The 17,199-nt window shown below is 61.4% G+C and carries 17 protein-coding genes and 1 tRNA gene; 8 read left to right on the top strand and 10 right to left on the bottom strand.

Annotation, left to right across the window (positions count from 1 at the left end):
- Window positions 1-69 precede the first annotated feature (69 nt).
- A complete protein-coding gene (locus TSA66_RS10390) occupies window positions 70-1,596 on the bottom strand; it encodes an acetyl-CoA hydrolase/transferase family protein (RefSeq protein WP_040039950.1) in 1,527 nt (508 codons plus the stop codon).
- Between the two features lie 132 nt (window positions 1,597-1,728).
- On the opposite strand from TSA66_RS10390, the gene hpaR reads away from it, so the two are divergent.
- Window positions 1,729-2,292, top strand: coding sequence for a homoprotocatechuate degradation operon regulator HpaR (hpaR, locus tag TSA66_RS10385; protein ID WP_052452231.1), 564 nt, complete (start codon window positions 1,729-1,731; stop codon window positions 2,290-2,292).
- A gap of 131 nt (window positions 2,293-2,423) precedes the next feature.
- Here hpaR and TSA66_RS10380 read toward each other — a convergent pair.
- The 3 genes from TSA66_RS10380 to pepN form a co-directional block, all read right to left on the bottom strand.
- A tRNA-Thr gene (locus TSA66_RS10380) sits at window positions 2,424-2,499 on the bottom strand.
- 152 nt (window positions 2,500-2,651) lie between these two features.
- Window positions 2,652-3,653, bottom strand: coding sequence for a class 1 fructose-bisphosphatase (locus TSA66_RS10375; RefSeq protein WP_040039949.1), 1,002 nt, complete (start codon window positions 3,651-3,653; stop codon window positions 2,652-2,654).
- A gap of 24 nt (window positions 3,654-3,677) precedes the next feature.
- Window positions 3,678-6,347 (bottom strand): aminopeptidase N, encoded by a 2,670-nt coding sequence (gene pepN / locus TSA66_RS10370; protein ID WP_040039948.1) that lies wholly within the window; start codon window positions 6,345-6,347, stop codon window positions 3,678-3,680.
- A 216-nt stretch (window positions 6,348-6,563) separates the two neighbouring features.
- On the opposite strand from pepN, the gene TSA66_RS10365 reads away from it, so the two are divergent.
- The gene (locus tag TSA66_RS10365) at window positions 6,564-7,202 is read left to right on the top strand and encodes a DUF4136 domain-containing protein (protein WP_052452230.1); all 639 of its coding nucleotides are present in this window, start codon (window positions 6,564-6,566) and stop codon (window positions 7,200-7,202) included.
- A gap of 39 nt (window positions 7,203-7,241) precedes the next feature.
- Here the strand turns inward: TSA66_RS10365 and TSA66_RS27310 are convergent, their stop codons facing one another.
- From TSA66_RS27310 to TSA66_RS10340, 6 genes are read right to left on the bottom strand one after another with little or no spacing between them, the layout of a single operon-like run.
- Window positions 7,242-7,400 (bottom strand): hypothetical protein, encoded by a 159-nt coding sequence (locus TSA66_RS27310; RefSeq protein WP_198358766.1) that lies wholly within the window; start codon window positions 7,398-7,400, stop codon window positions 7,242-7,244.
- Between the two features lie 7 nt (window positions 7,401-7,407).
- Complete coding sequence (locus tag TSA66_RS10360) at window positions 7,408-8,382, bottom strand: quinone oxidoreductase family protein (RefSeq protein WP_040039946.1); 975 nt, start codon at window positions 8,380-8,382, stop codon at window positions 7,408-7,410.
- 10 nt (window positions 8,383-8,392) lie between these two features.
- Window positions 8,393-8,782, bottom strand: coding sequence for a methylglyoxal synthase (locus TSA66_RS10355; protein WP_040039945.1), 390 nt, complete (start codon window positions 8,780-8,782; stop codon window positions 8,393-8,395).
- 21 nt (window positions 8,783-8,803) lie between these two features.
- Window positions 8,804-9,583, bottom strand: coding sequence for an SDR family oxidoreductase (locus TSA66_RS10350; RefSeq protein WP_040039944.1), 780 nt, complete (start codon window positions 9,581-9,583; stop codon window positions 8,804-8,806).
- 12 nt (window positions 9,584-9,595) lie between these two features.
- Window positions 9,596-10,519: a DMT family transporter gene (locus TSA66_RS10345; protein WP_040039943.1), complete on the bottom strand. Its 924-nt coding sequence runs from the start codon at window positions 10,517-10,519 to the stop codon at window positions 9,596-9,598.
- A 60-nt stretch (window positions 10,520-10,579) separates the two neighbouring features.
- Complete coding sequence (locus TSA66_RS10340; protein ID WP_040039942.1) at window positions 10,580-12,118, bottom strand: helicase HerA-like C-terminal domain-containing protein; 1,539 nt, start codon at window positions 12,116-12,118, stop codon at window positions 10,580-10,582.
- Between the two features lie 157 nt (window positions 12,119-12,275).
- On the opposite strand from TSA66_RS10340, the gene TSA66_RS10335 reads away from it, so the two are divergent.
- The 6 genes from TSA66_RS10335 to rlmH all read left to right on the top strand — a co-directional run bounded on the left by TSA66_RS10335 (window position 12,276) and on the right by rlmH (window position 17,195).
- A complete protein-coding gene (locus TSA66_RS10335; protein WP_040039941.1) occupies window positions 12,276-13,001 on the top strand; it encodes a YebC/PmpR family DNA-binding transcriptional regulator in 726 nt (241 codons plus the stop codon).
- Between the two features lie 92 nt (window positions 13,002-13,093).
- The gene (purD, locus tag TSA66_RS10330; protein ID WP_040039940.1) at window positions 13,094-14,371 is read left to right on the top strand and encodes a phosphoribosylamine--glycine ligase; all 1,278 of its coding nucleotides are present in this window, start codon (window positions 13,094-13,096) and stop codon (window positions 14,369-14,371) included.
- Window positions 14,372-14,477: 106 nt separating this feature from the next.
- Window positions 14,478-15,398 (top strand): oxygen-dependent coproporphyrinogen oxidase, encoded by a 921-nt coding sequence (gene hemF, locus TSA66_RS10325; protein WP_040039939.1) that lies wholly within the window; start codon window positions 14,478-14,480, stop codon window positions 15,396-15,398.
- Complete coding sequence (locus tag TSA66_RS10320) at window positions 15,395-16,048, top strand: nicotinate-nucleotide adenylyltransferase (RefSeq protein WP_408639476.1); 654 nt, start codon at window positions 15,395-15,397, stop codon at window positions 16,046-16,048. The genes hemF and TSA66_RS10320 overlap by 4 nt, the downstream gene beginning before the upstream one ends.
- A complete protein-coding gene (rsfS, locus tag TSA66_RS10315; RefSeq protein WP_040039938.1) occupies window positions 16,048-16,716 on the top strand; it encodes a ribosome silencing factor in 669 nt (222 codons plus the stop codon). Before TSA66_RS10320 ends, rsfS begins: the two co-directional genes overlap by 1 nt.
- A gap of 8 nt (window positions 16,717-16,724) precedes the next feature.
- Complete coding sequence (gene rlmH / locus TSA66_RS10310; protein WP_040039937.1) at window positions 16,725-17,195, top strand: 23S rRNA (pseudouridine(1915)-N(3))-methyltransferase RlmH; 471 nt, start codon at window positions 16,725-16,727, stop codon at window positions 17,193-17,195.
- Window positions 17,196-17,199 lie beyond the last annotated feature (4 nt).

Below are 17,199 nucleotides of genomic sequence, written 5' to 3'. Positions count from 1 at the left end.
GAAATAGTGATTCCGGCAATCTTTGATCTGACGCAAAATTTTCTTTCTTTTGCGCACGCGCTGCGCCTGCTAGGCGCGCAGGCGCGCTTCCTCGAGCGGCAGCAGCATCGAGCTGGTATCGCGATAGCGCACGTGCCAGGAAAATGCCTCTTCCAGCAGATGCGGCGTCTGTCCGCCACGCCGGCTGGCGCGCTCGACATAATCGCGCAGCATCTCCCGGTACGGCTCGGCGACACAGTTGCCGATGATGGCTCGCGCCCGCTCGCGTGGCGCCAGCCCGCGCAAGTCGGCCAGCCCCACCTCGGTCACCAGGATGTCGACGTCATGCTCGTTGTGATCGACGTGCGACACCATCGGCACGATGCTCGAAATATCACCGCCCTTGGCCAGCGACTTGGTCGCGAAAATGGCCATGTACGCATTGCGCGCAAAGTCGCCGGAGCCGCCGATGCCGTTCATCATGTGGGTGCCGAGCACGTGCGTCGAATTCACGTTGCCGTAGATATCCGCTTCCAGCGCGGTATTGAGCGCGATGATGCCCAGGCGACGAATCACTTCGGGATGATTGCTCACCTCCTGCGGGCGCAACACCAGCCTGTCCTTGTAGCGCCCGATGTTGGCGAATACGTCGCGGCTCTTTTGCGGCGACAGCGTGATCGACGAACCGGAGGCGAAGTCGAGCTTGCCGGCGTCGAACAGGTCGAAGGTGGAGTCCTGCAGCACTTCGGAGTACATCGTCAGATGCTCGAACGGGCTGTCGATGAAACCGGCCAGCACCGCGTTGGCGATGGTGCCGATGCCGGCCTGCAGCGGCAGCAGGCTTTCGGTCAGGCGCCCCTGCTTGACCTCGTTCTTGAAGAAGTCCACCAGATGGCCGGCGATCTGTGCCGTTTCCGCGTCCGGCGGCAGGATGTTGGAAGAACTATCGGCTTTTTCGGTGATGACGATGGCGACGATCTTTTCCGGAGGAATTTCGATCGCGGTGGTGCCGACGCGGTCGCGCACGCTCATGATCGGAATCGGCTCGCGCTGCGGGCGGCGCTTCGGGATGAAAATATCGTGCAATCCTTCCAGTTCCGGCGATTGCGTCAGGTTGATTTCTACGATGACCTTGTCGGCCAGGATTGCAAAGCTCGCGCTATTGCCGACCGACGTCGTCGGCACGATTGCGCCGGTTTCCGTAATGGCGATTGCCTCGATGATCGCCACATCGATCGGCGCCATCTGCCGCGTACGCAGCAATTCAACCGTCTCCGACAGATGCTGGTCGACAAACATCACTTCACCGCGATTGATCGCCGAACGCAGCGCCGGGTCGGCCTGGAATGGAATGCGCCGCGCCAGCACGCCCGCCTCGGTCAGCGTCTTGTCGATGTCGTTGCCAAGCGAGGCGCCGGTCATCAACGTGATCTTCAACTGTTCATGGCGCGCGCGCTCGGCCAGCGCCAACGGCACGACCTTGGCATCGCCGGCGCGCGTAAAGCCGCTCATGCCAACCGTCATACCGTCGCGCACCCAATGTGCGGCGGCGGCGGCGCTGGTCACCTTTTCCCGCAAGGACGGCAAACGGATACGGTCGTGGAAGTTGTCTCGCATGGTGAAACCCTTTTAATAAGAATCTTTGGTTGGGGACGATTAATTACTCACATATGAGTGATTAGATCACTCATATGTGAGCGAGTCAAGACAGGTATAATCCGCTCGACCCCACTTGGCGAAAGGCTTGAGATGGAAAACGACGTAAAACATCGGATCAACTACCGCAACTTGCCGCAGCTATTCCTGAAAGCGCGCGAGAGCCTGATGTCGCATTTCCGCCCCATTCTCAACCATTTCGGCGTGACCGAACAGCAGTGGCGCATCCTGCGCGTGCTCGACGAATACGGGCAGCTCGAACCGCGCGAGCTGTGCGAAATGTGCCAATTCCTCAGCTCCAGCATGGCCGGCGTGCTGGCGAGGATGGAAGAAACCGGCCTGATCCAGCGCAACCGGGTGGCGGAAGATCAGCGCCGCGTCCTGGTGCGGCTTGCGCCCGAAGGCGACGCCCTCATGAGCCAGATGGCACCAATGATCGACTTACAGTATCAGCACATCGAGCAGGCTTTCGGCAAGCGGGCAATCGACGAGCTGTTCAAGGCGCTGGAAGGGTTTATAGCGGCGGAAGGGGAGTCGGTCGAGCATGTGAGCTTGCCGGCAGCAAGCGTCACGCCCCATTCAGGCAGTCGTTTTCCAGCTTCGGAAAAGGCAGGCGGGATATCGGTTGCGGCCATGCGGCGCAAGGCAGAACAATGAGGCGTGGCCGCCCCCGCGCACTTAGGTTACGCGAAATCATCATCAAATGATCCGCATAAAAGAAAAACGCCTCGGAAACCGAGGCGTTTTTCTTTCGGCCTGCAGCACTTGACGGCTGCCTGCCCGATGTCTGGTGCCGGTGGACGGAATCGAACCGCCGACCTTTTCATTACGAATGAATTGCTCTACCAACTGAGCTACACCGGCACGCTGAGTAATCGCGCTACATCAGCGAAAGCGCGTATTCTATCAAAAAAGTAAGTCGTGTCACTAGGGAGCTTGCATGTCGAAGCGCATTTCGACATGAAATTTGACGGAAAGCCGGCTAAATCGGCCTTCCGCCACTGCCGCAAGCGTTCTTATGCGTTGTGATAGCTGGTCACGCGCTCCACTTCACTCCGCGATCCCAGGAACACTGCGACCCGCTCGTGCAGCTTTTGCGGCTGGATGTCGAGGATGCGCTGCTTGCCGTTGGTTGCCGCCCCGCCGGCCTGCTCGACGATAAAGGCCATCGGATTGGCTTCGTACATCAGGCGCAGCTTGCCGGGCTTGTCCGGTTCGCGCGCGTCGGCCGGGTACATGAAGATGCCGCCGCGGTTCAAGATGCGGTGCACGTCCGCCACCATCGAGGCTATCCAGCGTGTATTGAAATCCTTGCCACGCGGGCCGGTCTTGCCAGCCAATAGTTCATCGACATAGCGCTTGACCGGCGGATACCAGTGGCGCGCATTGGACGCGTTGATCGCGTATTCCTTGGTCTCGGCGGGAATCTTCATGTCGCGCTGCGTGAGCACCCAGGAACCCATCTCGCGGTCGAGCGTAAAGCAGTTCACGCCGTTGCCGGTGGTGAGCACCAGCACGGTTTGCGGGCCGTAGACGGCATAGCCGGCGGCGACCTGCTTAGTGCCGCACTGCAGGAAATCCTGCTCGCTCGGGGTCGACATACCCTCGGGCGCCTTCAGCACCGAGAAAATGGTGCCGATCGATACGTTCACGTCGATGTTGGACGAGCCGTCGAGCGGATCGAACAGCAGCAGATATTCGCCCTTGGGGTAGCGGTGCGGGATGGGGTGGATGGTTTCCATTTCTTCGGACGCCATGGCAGCCAGGTGACCGCCCCACTCATTGGCTTCGAGCAGCATCTCGTTCGACAGCACGTCGAGCTTTTTCTGCACTTCGCCTTGCACGTTTTCGCTGCCGGCGCTGCCGAGCACTTCGCCCAACGCCCCCTTGCTGACGGCATGGCTGATGGTTTTGCAGGCGCGTGCGACCACTTCGATCAACAGGCGCAATTCAGCCGGGATGCTGTTATTCATGCGCTGTTCTTCAACAAGGTACTGCGTGAGGCTGATCCGTTTCATAGGCATTTCCAGAATCAAGATTGGTTAATTGGCGAGGGATTTGGTGACCACTTCCAGCACGTCTTTCGACAGCGACTTGGTGGCGGCGACGCGCTTCAACGCGGCTTGCATCTTTTCCTGCAAGGCCGGCGCATACTTGCGCCAGCGGTCCAGGCTGCGCGCCAGGCGCGCGGCGACCTGCGGGTTGATCGCATTGAGGGCGATGACCTGATCGGCCCAGAATTCATAGCCGCTGCCGTCGACGGCATGGAATTGCGCCGGATTGCCGTTGCAGAAGCTGAAGATCAGGCTGCGCGCGCGGTTCGGGTTTTTCAGGGTGAAGGCCGTATGCGCCATCAAGTCGCGCACCTTGGCCACATCGGTCGTGCGCGCCATGGCCTGCAGCGCGAACCACTTGTCGATCACCAGCGCCTCCTGCTCGAACTCGGCATAGAAGCGCGCCAGCGCTTCGTCCCTGCCGGCGGCGCTGCTGTTGACCAGCGCCGACAGCGCGGCGATGCGGTCGGTCATGTTGTTCGCCTGGTCATACTGACCTTGCGCCAGCAGGTGCATCTGGGGTTCGTCGAGTTCCATCAGGTAGGACAACGCCAGGTTTTTCAGGGCACGCTTGCCGGCCGCTGCCGCGTCCGGGCTGTAGGAGCCGGGCGTGCGGTTTGCCTGGTAAGCCACTTCCCACTCGACCCGCATGGCCGCTGCCAGCGAGCGGCGCATGAACTGGCGTACCGCATGGATGGCATGCGGGTCGACCACGTCTACCTGTTCGGCGACGACCGTCTCGGATGGCAGCGTCAGCGCCAGTTCGCAGAACGCCGGATCGAGCATACGGTCGGACAGGATCTTGTGGTAGGCCTTGCCAAGCGCGGTTTCCTGCAATTCAGAATCGGACAAGGCATGATCCTTCTGCACCGCGTCGGCCAGCGCAAGCAGGCGGCGCATCGCTAGGCGCTGCCCGGCTTCCCAGCGGTTGAACGGGTCGCTGTCGTGCGCCATCAGGAAGGCGAGTTCGGCGTCGGAGTAGTCGATCTCGAGAACGACCGGCGCGGAAAAACCGCGCAGGATCGACGGTACCGGATGCACCGGCACGTTGCGGAATTCGAAGCTCTGGCGCTGCTGCGTCAGTTCCAGCACCATGGTCGTCGGCGCGGGGCCGTCGATCTCGACGCCGCCCAGATGCAGCGGCAGGTCGCGCCCGCTGCCGTCGAGCAGGCCGACCGCGACGGGGATGTGGTACGGCTGCTTCTGTGCCTGTCCCGGCGTCGCCGGGCAGGATTGCGTCAAGGTGATGGCGTACGTCTTGGCCACTTCATCGTAGTGCGTATCGACCTTCAGATGCGGCGTGCCGGACTGGCAGTACCACAGCTCGAACTGCGACAGGTCGCGCCCGTTGGCGTCGGCCATCGCGCGGCGGAAATCGTCGCACTCGACCGCGCAGCCGTCGTGGCGCTGGAAGTACAGGTCCATGCCCTTGCGGAAGCCGTCGCGGCCAAACAGCGTCTGGTACATGCGCACCACTTCCGCGCCTTTTTCGTAGACGGTGACCGTGTAGAAGTTATTGATTTCGACGTAGGAATCGGGCCGCACCGGGTGCGCCATCGGGCCGGCATCTTCCGGGAACTGCGCCTGGCGCAGCACGCGCACATCCTCGATGCGCTTGACCGCGCGCGCGCTGTCGGTGCCGATCATGTCGGCCGAAAATTCCTGGTCGCGGAAGACGGTCAGGCCTTCCTTCAAGGACAACTGGAACCAGTCGCGGCAAGTGACGCGGTTGCCGGTCCAGTTGTGGAAGTACTCGTGGCCGACCACCGATTCGATGTTGGCGTAATCGGTGTCGGTCGCGATGCGCGGATTGGCCAGCACGTACTTGGTGTTGAAGATGTTCAAGCCCTTGTTTTCCATCGCGCCCATGTTGAAGTCGCCGACGGCGACGATCATGAAGCGGTCGAGGTCGAGCTCCAGTCCGAAGCGCTCCTCGTCCCAGCGAATGCTGCGCTTGAGCGAATCCATCGCGTGCTGAGTCTTGTCGAGGTTACCCTCTTCCACCCAGACCTGCAGCAGCACTTCGCGCCCGGAGTGCAGCGTATATTTTTCTTCCTGGCACACGAGCTTGCCTGCCACCAAGGCGAACAGGTAGGACGGCTTCTTGAACGGGTCTTCCCATACGGCGTAATGACGTCCATCCCCCAAGTCGCCTTCTTCGATCAGGTTGCCGTTGGACAGCAGGACCGGATATTTCTCCTTGTCGGCGCGCAGCATGACCTTATACTTCGCCATCACGTCGGGACGATCGGGGAAATAGGTGATCTTGCGAAAGCCTTCGGCTTCGCATTGCGTAAAGAAATTGCCGTCAGACACGTACAAGCCCATCAGCGACGTGTTCAGGTTCGGATGGGTGACGGTTTCGATTTCGAGCGTGACATGGTCGGGCGGGTTGTTGATTTCCAGGGTGCCCGGGCCCAGTGTGTAAGCGCGCTTGGTGAGCGCCTTACCATTCATGCGCAGCTGCACCAGGCGCAAGGCTTCGCCGTACAGCAGCAGGCTCTTGTTCTGGCTGGCGGGGTTGCGCTTTAACGTCATGCGGGTGGCGACATGAGTCGCTTCCGGATCGAGGTCGAAGCCCATCTCAACCGTCTCGACCCAAAAGCCGGGCGGCGTATAGTCCTTGCGATAAATGGTCAGGGGAGTATCGGTACGCATAGCGAGGTCCGTAAATCGGAGGATAATGTGGCGCAAACTCACATTTTACCAACCTATGGTAGGCGAGCCTATTCCGTCGCAGTCGACATTTGCGCTTTTCGTGATCGCAGCTCGCTGATGCGCATTCATGCCATCCCATCGCGGTTACAAATACTTACGCACTTCAATTGCACCTGGCTTATGCTGAAATTCGGAATGTTTAGCTGGAGAGACGGTATGAAACGTTGGCTGATCGCGGCCTGCCTGGCCGTGTCGGGTTTGCTGCTGACAGGCTGCGCCACGACCACGGTCCAGAGCGAGGTCACGGCATTTCATGAATGGCCGGCGCAGCTGCAGGACAAATCCTATGTCTTCGAACGCACCCGCGACCAGGACAACAACCTGGAATACCGCAACTATGAAAACCTAGTGCGCGCCGAGCTGAACCGGCTCGGCTTCACCGAGGCGAGCACGGCGCATCCACCCAAGCTGAAGATCATGCTCAGTTACAGCATCAGGGTACGCGACGTGCGCGAAGTGTATCCGGTGGTGGTCAATCCCTATCCAGCACCCATCATGAACCCGTACTGGTACGGGCCGGCCTGGCGCGGCTACTACAGCCCGTTCTACGATCCGTTCTGGTACGGGCCGCCGATCGTCGAGCAGCGCGAAGAGAATTACCAGCTCTACACCCGCCAGCTGCGCATCGTGATGGCGCAGGTAGCCGACGGCAAGAAACTGTATGAAACGACGGTGGTCAGCGAAGGCCGCAACGGCTCCTTGGCAGCCGTGATGCCGTACATGGTGAAAAGCGCCTTCGCCGACTTCCCCGGCAAGAACGGCGTGCCGCACCGGGTGGAATTGAAGATGCAGTGATCTATCTGCGTTCGCCCCGGGCGGGGCGAAGTTCTGGCGTCAGGTATACAGCGCTTCCGAAATGAGGGTGATCGCCACGATCACCAGCACCGCGCACAGCAGCACGATGAGCAGCCGTCCGAACTTCGGGCTATCGTCGTCGCTCCCCGCCGGCTGTTCGGCCGGATGGTTCATCGGATTGTCGTCGGGTCGGTCCATGATCGGCTCACGGAATCAGGATGGTCGAACCGGTTGTCTTGCGCGCCTCAAGGTCGCGGTGCGCCTGCGCCGCATCCTGCAATGCATAGCGCTGGTTGATATCGATCTTGACCTTGCCGCTGATCACCATGCTGAACAGGTCGGCCGCCATCGCATCCAGGTCTTCGCGCTTGGCAATGTAATTGAACAGCGATGGCCGGGTAATGAACAGCGAGCCGCGCGATGCCAGTTCATTCAACGAAAATGGCGGCACCGGACCGGAGGCGGCACCGAAGCTGACCATCATGCCCAAGGGGGCCAGGCAATCGAGCGAGCCGATGAACGTATCCTTGCCGATCGAGTCGTACACCACCGGCACGCCCTTGCCACCGGTAATTTCCTTGACGCGCTCGACGAAGTTTTCCTTGTTGTAGTTGATGGTGTGGGCGCAGCCATGCGCCTTGGCCAGTTCCGCCTTTTCGTCGGAGCCGACAGTGCCGATCATCGTCACGCCCAAGGCGCGCGCCCACTGGCAAGCGATTAGGCCAACGCCGCCGGCGGCCGCATGGAACAGGATGGTTTCGCCACCGCGCAGCGGGAAGGTGCGGCGAAACAGGTATTGCACGGTCAAGCCCTGCAGCATCATCGCGGCGGCCGTCTCGAAATCGATCTCGTCGGGCAGCTTGACCAGCACCGCCGCCGGCATGACGCGCGCCTGCGCATACGCGCCCGGCGGACGCCCCGCATAAGCGACACGGTCGCCCGGTTTCACGTGCGTGACGCCCGCTCCGACAGCTTCCACCGTGCCGGCGCCCTCCATGCCCAAGCCGGCCGGCAGCGGTTGCGGGTAGGCGCCGGTGCGGAAGTACACGTCGATGTAGTTCAAGCCGCAGGCGGCCTGGCGCACGCGCGCTTCGCCCGGCCCGGGCTCGCCGACCTCGACATCGACATATTCCATCACTTCGGGGCCGCCAGCGGCGGACATGCGGATTGCCTTCGTCATTGTTGTTCCTTTATGAATGATGATGGTGATGGGGAACCATTTGTGCCAGCAACAGCTTGGCCGATACGACATTGGTGGCGCACGGCACGTTGTGCACGTCGCAGGCGCGCACCAGCGCGTTGACGTCCGGTTCGTGCGGATGCGCGGTCATCGGATCACGCAGGAAGATCACGCAATCGATCTTGCCATCGACCAGCTCAGCGCCGATCTGCAAGTCGCCGCCGTAAGGCCCGGACAGCTTGCGCTCCACGGTCAGGCCCACCTCGTCGGCCAGACGCTTGCCGGTCGTGCCGGTGGCCACCAGCAGGCACTGGCGCAACAGGTCCGCGTACTCCGAGGCGAGTTCCACCATGTCGTCCTTTTTCTGATCGTGGGCGATCAGTGCAATGCGCTTTTTCACCGTGACTCCGTTTCGCTAAAACTAAAAAGTGCCCGGGTAATTGCCGCCGTCGAGCAGCACATTTTGGCCGGTCATGTACCCCGCATGCACGCTGCACAGGAAGGCGCAGACCGCGCCGAATTCTGCCGGCGTACCGAAGCGCTGCGCCGGGATCTGCCTGCGCCGCGCTTCGAACGCTTCTTCCACGCTGTTGCCGGCGGCAGCGGCGGCTCCGCCGAGCGTCTTTTTCAGCCGGTCGGTGTCGAACTGGCCCGGCAACAGGTTATTGATCGTGACGTTGTGGGCGACGGTCTTGCGCGCCAGCCCTGCCACGAAACCGGTCAGCCCGGAGCGCGCGCCATTCGACAATCCGAGTATGTCGATCGGCGCCTTCACCGCGCTGGACGTGATGTTCACGATGCGCCCGAAGCGGCGCGCCATCATGCCATCCACCGTGGCCTTGATCAGTTCGATCGGGGTCAGCATGTTGGCGTCGAGTGCCGCGATCCAGTCATCGCGCGACCAGTTGCGAAAATCGCCGGGCGGCGGACCGCCCGCATTGGTCACCAGGATGTCGGGGTTCGGGCAAGCCGCCAGGGCCAGCGCGCGGCCGTCGGCGGTGGTGATGTCGCAGGCCACCGTCGTCACGGCCACGCCGGTCCTGTTCCGGATCTCGGCTGCCGCCTGCTCCAGCGTCTCGGCCGTGCGCGCCACCAGCGTCACGTTGACGCCCTCGCCTGCCAGCGCTTCGGCGCAGCCGCGCCCCAGCCCCTTGCTGGCACCGCATACCAGCGCCTGTTTGCCGCGCAGTCCGAAATCCATGCTGCCCCCCCCCTACGCCTTTTTCCTTGAAACCAGATAAATCCCGACCAGCACCAGCGCCGTGCCGGCCAGCTGGATGCCGGTCACCGGCTCGTCCAGGATCGCCGCGCCCATGAACAAGGTCGACACCGGCCCGATCATGCCCGCCTGCGATGCCGCCGCCGCACCGATGCGCGCGACCGCAACCATCGTCAGAAAAACCGGCAAGACGGTGCACAGCACCGCATTGAGCAGCGACAGGCCATACACCGGCATCGGCTGCACCAGCATCGAACTCGGCCGCAACAGGAAGAATTGCAAGATGCATGCCGCGCTCGACGCGCACATCGCGTACGCCACCAGGCGCATGGCGCCAACACGCCGCACCAGGGCGCCCGACAACAGCAGGTAGCTTGCATACGAAATCGCACTGCCGAGAACGAACATGCCGCCGAGCATCACATTCGAACTACCGAAGCGCACATCGTGCAGGAACACCAGCACCGTGCCGAGATAGGCCACGCCGAGCGCAGCCCACTCGAGCATGGTAATTTTTTTCTTCAGGAAGGCAAACGAAATCAGCAGTACGAAGGATGGCGTCAGGAATAAAATCAGCCGCTCCAGCCCGGCGGAAATGTACTGCAGGCCGAGAAAGTCCAGGAAGCTCGACAGGTAGTAGCCCAGCAAGCCGAGCAAAATGAGCTTGCCGATATCCGATTTTTCCAGCGCCGGTTCGGAGCGCGCCTTCCATAACGCGACCGCCGCGAAAAACGGCAGCGAAAACATCATGCGGAAAGCGATCAGCGTGACGGCATCGACGTGGTAGCGGTAGATCAGCTTGGCGACGATCGCCTTGGCAGAAAACAGGATGGCGCCGGCAATCGCGATCGCCAGTCCTGACAGATAAGCCTGGCGGGAAAATGCAGGATGTATAGGGGAAGAGGTGGTCGCGGTCATGCAGCGATTTTACGCTGCGAATGATTTTCCGGCAGGACGGGGCTCGAGCGGCCCCGCCCCTTATTTCTTCAGTAGTGAGCCGAGCACGCCACGGATGAGCTCGCGCCCGACTTGCGAACCGATCGAGCGCGCGGCCGACTTGACCATCGCTTCCACCATCGTGTCCTTGCGGCGCCCCACGCCGCTGCCGCCGAACAAGCCGCCCATCATGTCGCGTACCGAGGCGCCGATGGACGGCCCGCTTTCTTGCGGCGCATTCTGATTCTGGACGGTGCCGGCCGGCTTGGATGCCGGCGCCGCATCCCTGGTTTGCGCCTGGGCGACAACGCGGCCCTTCAGCTTTTCATAGGCCGAATCGCGGTCGACGACCTTTTCATATACGCCGGCAATCATGGAATTGGCGATGATTTCGCTGCGCTCCGCCGCTGAAACCGGGCCGATCTGCGAGGCCGGCGGGACGACATAGGCGCGCTCGACGATGTTGGGTCGGCCCTTATCGTCAAGAAACGAAATCAATGCCTCGCCCACCCCCAGTTCGGTAATGACTTGCGCGGTGTCGAGCTGCGGATTGGGCCGGAACGTCTCGGCCGCCGCCTGCACCGCCTTCTGGTCACGCGGGGTATAAGCGCGCAAGGCATGCTGCACCCGGTTGCCGAGCTGGCCGAGTACCGTGTCGGGGATATCGAGCGGATTTTGCGTGACGAAATACACGCCGACGCCCTTCGAGCGGATCAGGCGCACCACCTGCTCGATCTTTTGCAGCAGGGCCTTGGGCGCCTCGTCGAACAGCAGGTGCGCCTCATCGAAGAAGAACACCAGCTTGGGCTTGTCCACATCGCCGACCTCGGGCAGGCGTTCGAACAGCTCCGCCAGCATCCACAACAGGAAAATCGCGTACAGGCGGGGGGAATTGAGCAGCTTGTCGGCGGCGAGGATGTTGATCATGCCGCGGCCGTTGCCGTCGGTTTGCATGAAATCGTCGATATTGAGCATCGGTTCGCCGAAGAAGCGGTCGCCGCCCTGCTCCTCGATCGCGATCAAGCCGCGCTGGATGGCGCCGATACTGGCGGCGGAAATATTGCCGTATTCGGTCTGCAATTCGCTCGCATGCTCAGCCACATGCTGCAGCATTGCACGCAAATCCTTCATATCCAGCAGCAGCAAGCCATGGTCGTCGGCAACCTTGAAGACCAGTTGCAGCACGCCTTGCTGGACCTCGTTCAGGTTCAACATGCGCGACAGCAAAAGCGGTCCGAGGTCGGAGATCGTCGCGCGCACCGGATGGCCCTGCTCGCCGAACACGTCCCAGAACGTCACCGGGCACCCAGCCCATGCCGGCTCCTCCAGTTTGAGCAAGTCGAGCCGCTCGCGGATACGGGGCGTCGCCGAGCCTGGCTTTGCCAATCCGGAAAGATCGCCCTTGACGTCGGCCATGAACACCGGCACCCCGATATCGGACAGCGCCTGCGCCAGCACTTGCAGCGTGACGGTCTTGCCAGTCCCCGTGGCGCCGGTAATGCAGCCGTGGCGGTTGGCGAGATTGGGTAGCAGCTCCAGTTCCCGGGTCTGGTTCTTTGCGATCAGTAGTGGGTTTGACATCGTAGTAGAAGCTTCCTGGCAAATTTTGGGTGGGGGCGATATGCTAAAATTGTAGATTGCTTTTCGGCCGGGCAGTCACTTATTTTGGATTAAATTGTTACTCCAAAATCAGCTTTCCCTGCCCAACTCCTCCTTCTATTTCCAAGAAAGTTTTGCCATGGCTGGACACAGTAAATGGGCCAATATCAAGCATAAAAAAGCCGCGACCGACGCCAAGCGCGGCAAGATCTGGACGCGCCTGATCAAGGAAATCACGGTCGCGGCCCGCATGGGCGGCGGCGACATGACCAGCAATCCGCGCCTGCGCCTGGCGGTGGACAAGGCGGCGGACGCCAACATGCCGAAGGATAACGTGCAGCGCGCGATCCAGCGCGGCACCGGCGGCCTGGAAGGCGTCAACTACGAAGAAATCCGCTACGAAGGCTACGGCATCAACGGTGCCGCGATCATCGTCGATTGCATGACTGACAACCGTGTGCGTACCGTGGCGGAAGTGCGCCATGCCTTTTCCAAATTCGGCGGCAACATGGGGACCGAAGGTTCGGTCGCCTTCCTGTTCAAGCATTGCGGCCAATTGTATTTTGCGCCGGGCACCGATGAGGACACGCTGATGGAAGCCGCGCTCGAAGCCGGTGCGGAAGACGTGGTCACCGACGACGAAGGCGGCATCGAAGTGATCACCGCGCCGCACGATTTTTCGGCCGTCAAGGATGCGCTGGAAAAAGCCGGCTTCAAGGCCGAAGTGGCCGAAATCGTGATGAAGCCGTCGACCGAAACCGTGTTCACCGGCGACGACGCCGTCAAGATGCAGAAATTACTCGACGCGCTGGAAAACCTTGACGACGTTCAAGAGGTCTATACCAACGCAGTGATTGAAGAGTGATCGTTTTTGGCCTTTCGCTTTACCCGTTTCACAAGTAAATTACAGTGGGGCTGCCGTCGGCACTGCCCCGCTTCCAACGAGTAGTTATATCCATGAAAATTCTGGTAGTCGGCTCAGGCGGCCGCGAACATGCCCTGGCTTGGAAACTTGCGCAATCCGAGCGGATTCAAATGGTTTATGTTGCACCGGGCAACGGCGGCACGGCACTCGATGCGCGCCTGCAGAACGTCGACATTACCGATCCAGCCTGGCTGGCACAGTTCGCGATCAAGGAAAACATCGCGCTGACCGTGGTCGGCCCGGAAGCGCCGCTGGCGGCCGGCATCGTCAATATTTTCCGCGAACACGGCTTGAAAGTCTTTGGCCCGACCAAGGAAGCCGCGCAGCTCGAAAGCTCGAAGGATTTCGCGAAAGCGTTCATGAAGCGCCACCGCATTCCGACCGCCGACTATCAAACCTTCACCGATCCGCAAGCCGCCCGCAAGTACATCAACCAGAAAGGCGCGCCGATCGTCATCAAGGCCGACGGTCTGGCTGCCGGCAAGGGCGTGGTTGTGGCCATGACAGTCGATGAAGCACATGCAGCCGTCGAGATGATGCTATCGGACAACAAGCTCGGCAATGCCGGCGCGCGCGTCGTGATCGAGGAATTCCTGGCCGGCGAAGAAGCCAGCTTCATCGTCATGGTCGACGGCAAAAACGTGCTGCCGCTGGCGACCAGCCAGGACCACAAGCGCTTGAAAGACAATGATGAAGGCCCCAACACCGGCGGCATGGGGGCCTATTCGCCGGCGCCGATCATTACCCCGTCGTTGCATGCGCGCGTGATGCGCGAAATCATCAATCCGACCGTGCTGGGCATGATGAAGGATGGCGTACCGTTTTCCGGTTTCCTGTATGCCGGTCTGATGATTGACGCCAAGGGCAATCCGAAGACGCTGGAGTTCAACTGCCGCATGGGCGATCCGGAAACGCAGCCGATCATGGCGCGCCTGAAGACCGATCTGGTGGGCGTGATGGAACACGCCGTCAACGGCACGCTCGACCAGGTCGAACTGGAGTGGGATCGCCGTACCGCGCTGGGCGTGGTGATGGCGGCCGCCGGCTACCCGGATGCGCCGCGCAAGGGCGACACGATCACCGGCATCCCGGCCGAGACGCCCGATTGCATGACCTTCCATGCCGGCACCACGCTCAATGGCGACAAGCTGGTTACCTCGGGCGGCCGCGTGCTGTGCGTGGTGGGCCTGGGCGACAGCGTGCGCATCGCGCAAAAACATGCGTATGATGCCGTCGACAAGATCCACTTCGACGGCGCGCAATTCCGCCGCGACATTGGGTGGCGCGCGCTGAAACGGCACGCGCAGTAAACGCCCTGTCGGGCAACTGGCACGCCCGGCTGATGTAAAGCACCAAAATTGAGGCGCCCTCTTCCGCAGATGGGAGAGGGCGCGTTCGTCCCTGATCGGAACCACCGTGACTACGCCCTCCACCGCTACTGTCAAAGCTTACCTGCTCGACTTGCAGTCCCGCATCGTCGAAGCCCTCGAGCATATCGACGGCCAATCCTTCCTCACCGACCAGTGGGAACGCCCGCACGGCGCGGGACCGATCGCCGGCGGCGGCATATCGCGCATTCTTGAGGAGGGCAACGTCCTGGAGCGCGGCGGTGTCGGCTTTTCGCATGTCAGCGGCGCCAGCCTTCCGCCGACTGCCGCAGCCAATCGCCCCGAGATCGCCGGACGCAACTGGGAAGCCATGGGTGTGTCGCTGGTGCTGCACCCGCGCAACCCGTACGCGCCGACCTCGCACATGAATGTGCGCTTTTTCTCCGCCACGGCAGAAGGCAAGGAACCGGTCTGGTGGTTCGGCGGCGGCATGGACTTGACGCCGTATTACGGCTACGAAGAAGATGCCAAGCACTTCCACCAGGTGTGCCGCGATGCGCTGGCGCCGTTCGGCTCCGGCCTGCATCCGCGCTTCAAGAAATGGTGCGACGACTATTTTTACCTGAAGCACCGCAAGGAGCCGCGTGGACTCGGCGGCATCTTTTTCGACGACTTCCATGAACTCGGCTTCGATCAAAGCTTCGCCATGATACGCAGCGTCGGCGACCATTTCATCGATGCCTATCTGCCGTTGCTGCAGCGCCGCAAGGACATGTCTTACGGCGAGCGCGAGCGCGACTTCCAAGCTTACCGGCGCGGGCGCTACGTCGAATTCAACCTCGTGTTTGACCGCGGCACGCTGTTTGGCCTGCAGTCGGGCGGACGCACCGAATCGATCCTGATGTCGATGCCACCCGTCGTCAAGTGGCGTTACGACTGGACCCCGGAACCGGGCACGCCGGAAGCGAAACTGTATTCCGATTTCCTGGTACCGAAGGACTGGGTGTGAGCCGTCGTTGCATCGCGTTATTGGGAGGAAGTTTCGACCCGGTGCATAATGGCCACGTCGCACTTGGCAGTTACTTCGCCAAGCTGCTGTTCCCGGACGAATTGCGCCTCCTCCCCGCGGGCAATCCTTGGCAAAAGAAAGGTTTACAAGCCTCGCCCGAACAGCGCATCGACATGCTCAAGCTCGCATTCGACGGCTTGCCGGTTCCCGTCACCATCGACCGTCAGGAAATCGAACGTAATGCCGCAACGTACACAATCGACACCTTGCGCCAGTTGCGCGCCGACCTCGGTCCGCAGATCAGCCTGGTGTTCCTGATTGGCGCCGATCAATTATTGCAGTTGCACACCTGGAAGGAGTGGAATCGCCTATTTGACTACGCGCACATTTGCGCCGCATCGCGCCCCGGGTTCGTGCTGGACGATGCGCATATTCCCGGACAAGTCGCTCAGGAATTCGCGCGCCGCGCCGGCACGCCGGAGCAGATGCGCAACTGCGCGCACGGATTGGCCTACGTGGCGACCAATCTGGCGATCGATATTTCTGCTACTGAAATACGTGCTGCACTCCAACACGGCGAGCGGCCGGATTCGCTCATTCCGCCCGGGGTGCTAGACTATATAAAACAACATCATCTCTATCAAAATTAATGGATATCAAAAAACTGCAAGCCACCGTCATCGACGCCCTGGAAGATGTCAAAGCGCAGGACATTCGTGTCTATGACACGGTCCACCTGACCAGCATGTTCGACCGCCTGGCAATCGCGTCCGGCACATCGAACCGCCAGACCAAGGCGCTGGCCGCATCGGTGCGCGACAAGGTCAAGGCAAAAGGCGGCGAAGTCGTCAGCATCGAAGGCGAAGACACCGGCGAATGGGTGCTGGTCGACTTGGGCGACATGATCGTGCACATCATGCAGCCGGCCATCCGCGACTACTACCGCCTGGAAGAGATCTGGGGCGACAAGGAAGTCAAGTTCGGCGCCGCCAAGCGCAAGTCGACGCGCGCCGCCGAAGAAGACGAGCAGGAACCCAAGAAGCGTTCGCGCCATCTGGCGGCCAGCCAGACCACCCTGGACGACGACGAACCGAAGAAGCCGGCACGCAAGACCGCTGCCAAGACGGCTGCAAAAACACCGGCGAGGAAAACGGCCACGAAGACGGCTGCCGCCAAGGTCCCGGCCGGTAAAAAGGTGAAGGTTGCCGCCCCGAAGAGCGCCTCCCCCGCCACCAAAAAGCCGGCCGCCAAAACTGCAACCAAGACGGCTGCAAAAACGGCCGTCAAGCGCGCCCCCAGGACCAAGGCAGCGGAATAAGCCCCGCCATGCAGTTGGTCATTGCGGCGGTCGGCCACAAGATGCCGGCCTGGATCGAGGACGGGTTCGGCGAATATGCCAAGCGCATGCCGCCGGAATGCCGCATTCAGCTCAAGGAAATCAAGCCGGTCGAGCGTTCCGGCAGCAAGACTGCGGAAACGGCCATGGCAGCCGAGCGCACCAAGATCGAAGCGGCCATCCCGAAGGGTTCGCGCGTGATCGCGCTCGACGAGCGCGGCCGCGACCTCACCACCATACAGTTGTCGCAACTACTGACACATTGGCAACAGGACGGGCGTGATGTTACATTCGTGATCGGCGGCGCGGACGGCCTGGATGCGGGTTTCAAGGCATCTGCCGATATGCTGGTACGGATTTCCAGCCTGACCCTGCCGCATGGGATGGTGCGGGTGCTGCTCGCCGAGCAGCTGTATCGCGCCTGGTCGATTACGCAAAACCACCCGTACCACCGTGTATAAAGCG

Origin of the sequence: Noviherbaspirillum autotrophicum, assembly GCF_000818395.1 — a bacterium.
Taxonomy (GTDB): domain Bacteria; phylum Pseudomonadota; class Gammaproteobacteria; order Burkholderiales; family Burkholderiaceae_D; genus Noviherbaspirillum; species Noviherbaspirillum autotrophicum.
This window is presented reverse-complemented; position numbering and strand designations above follow the sequence as displayed.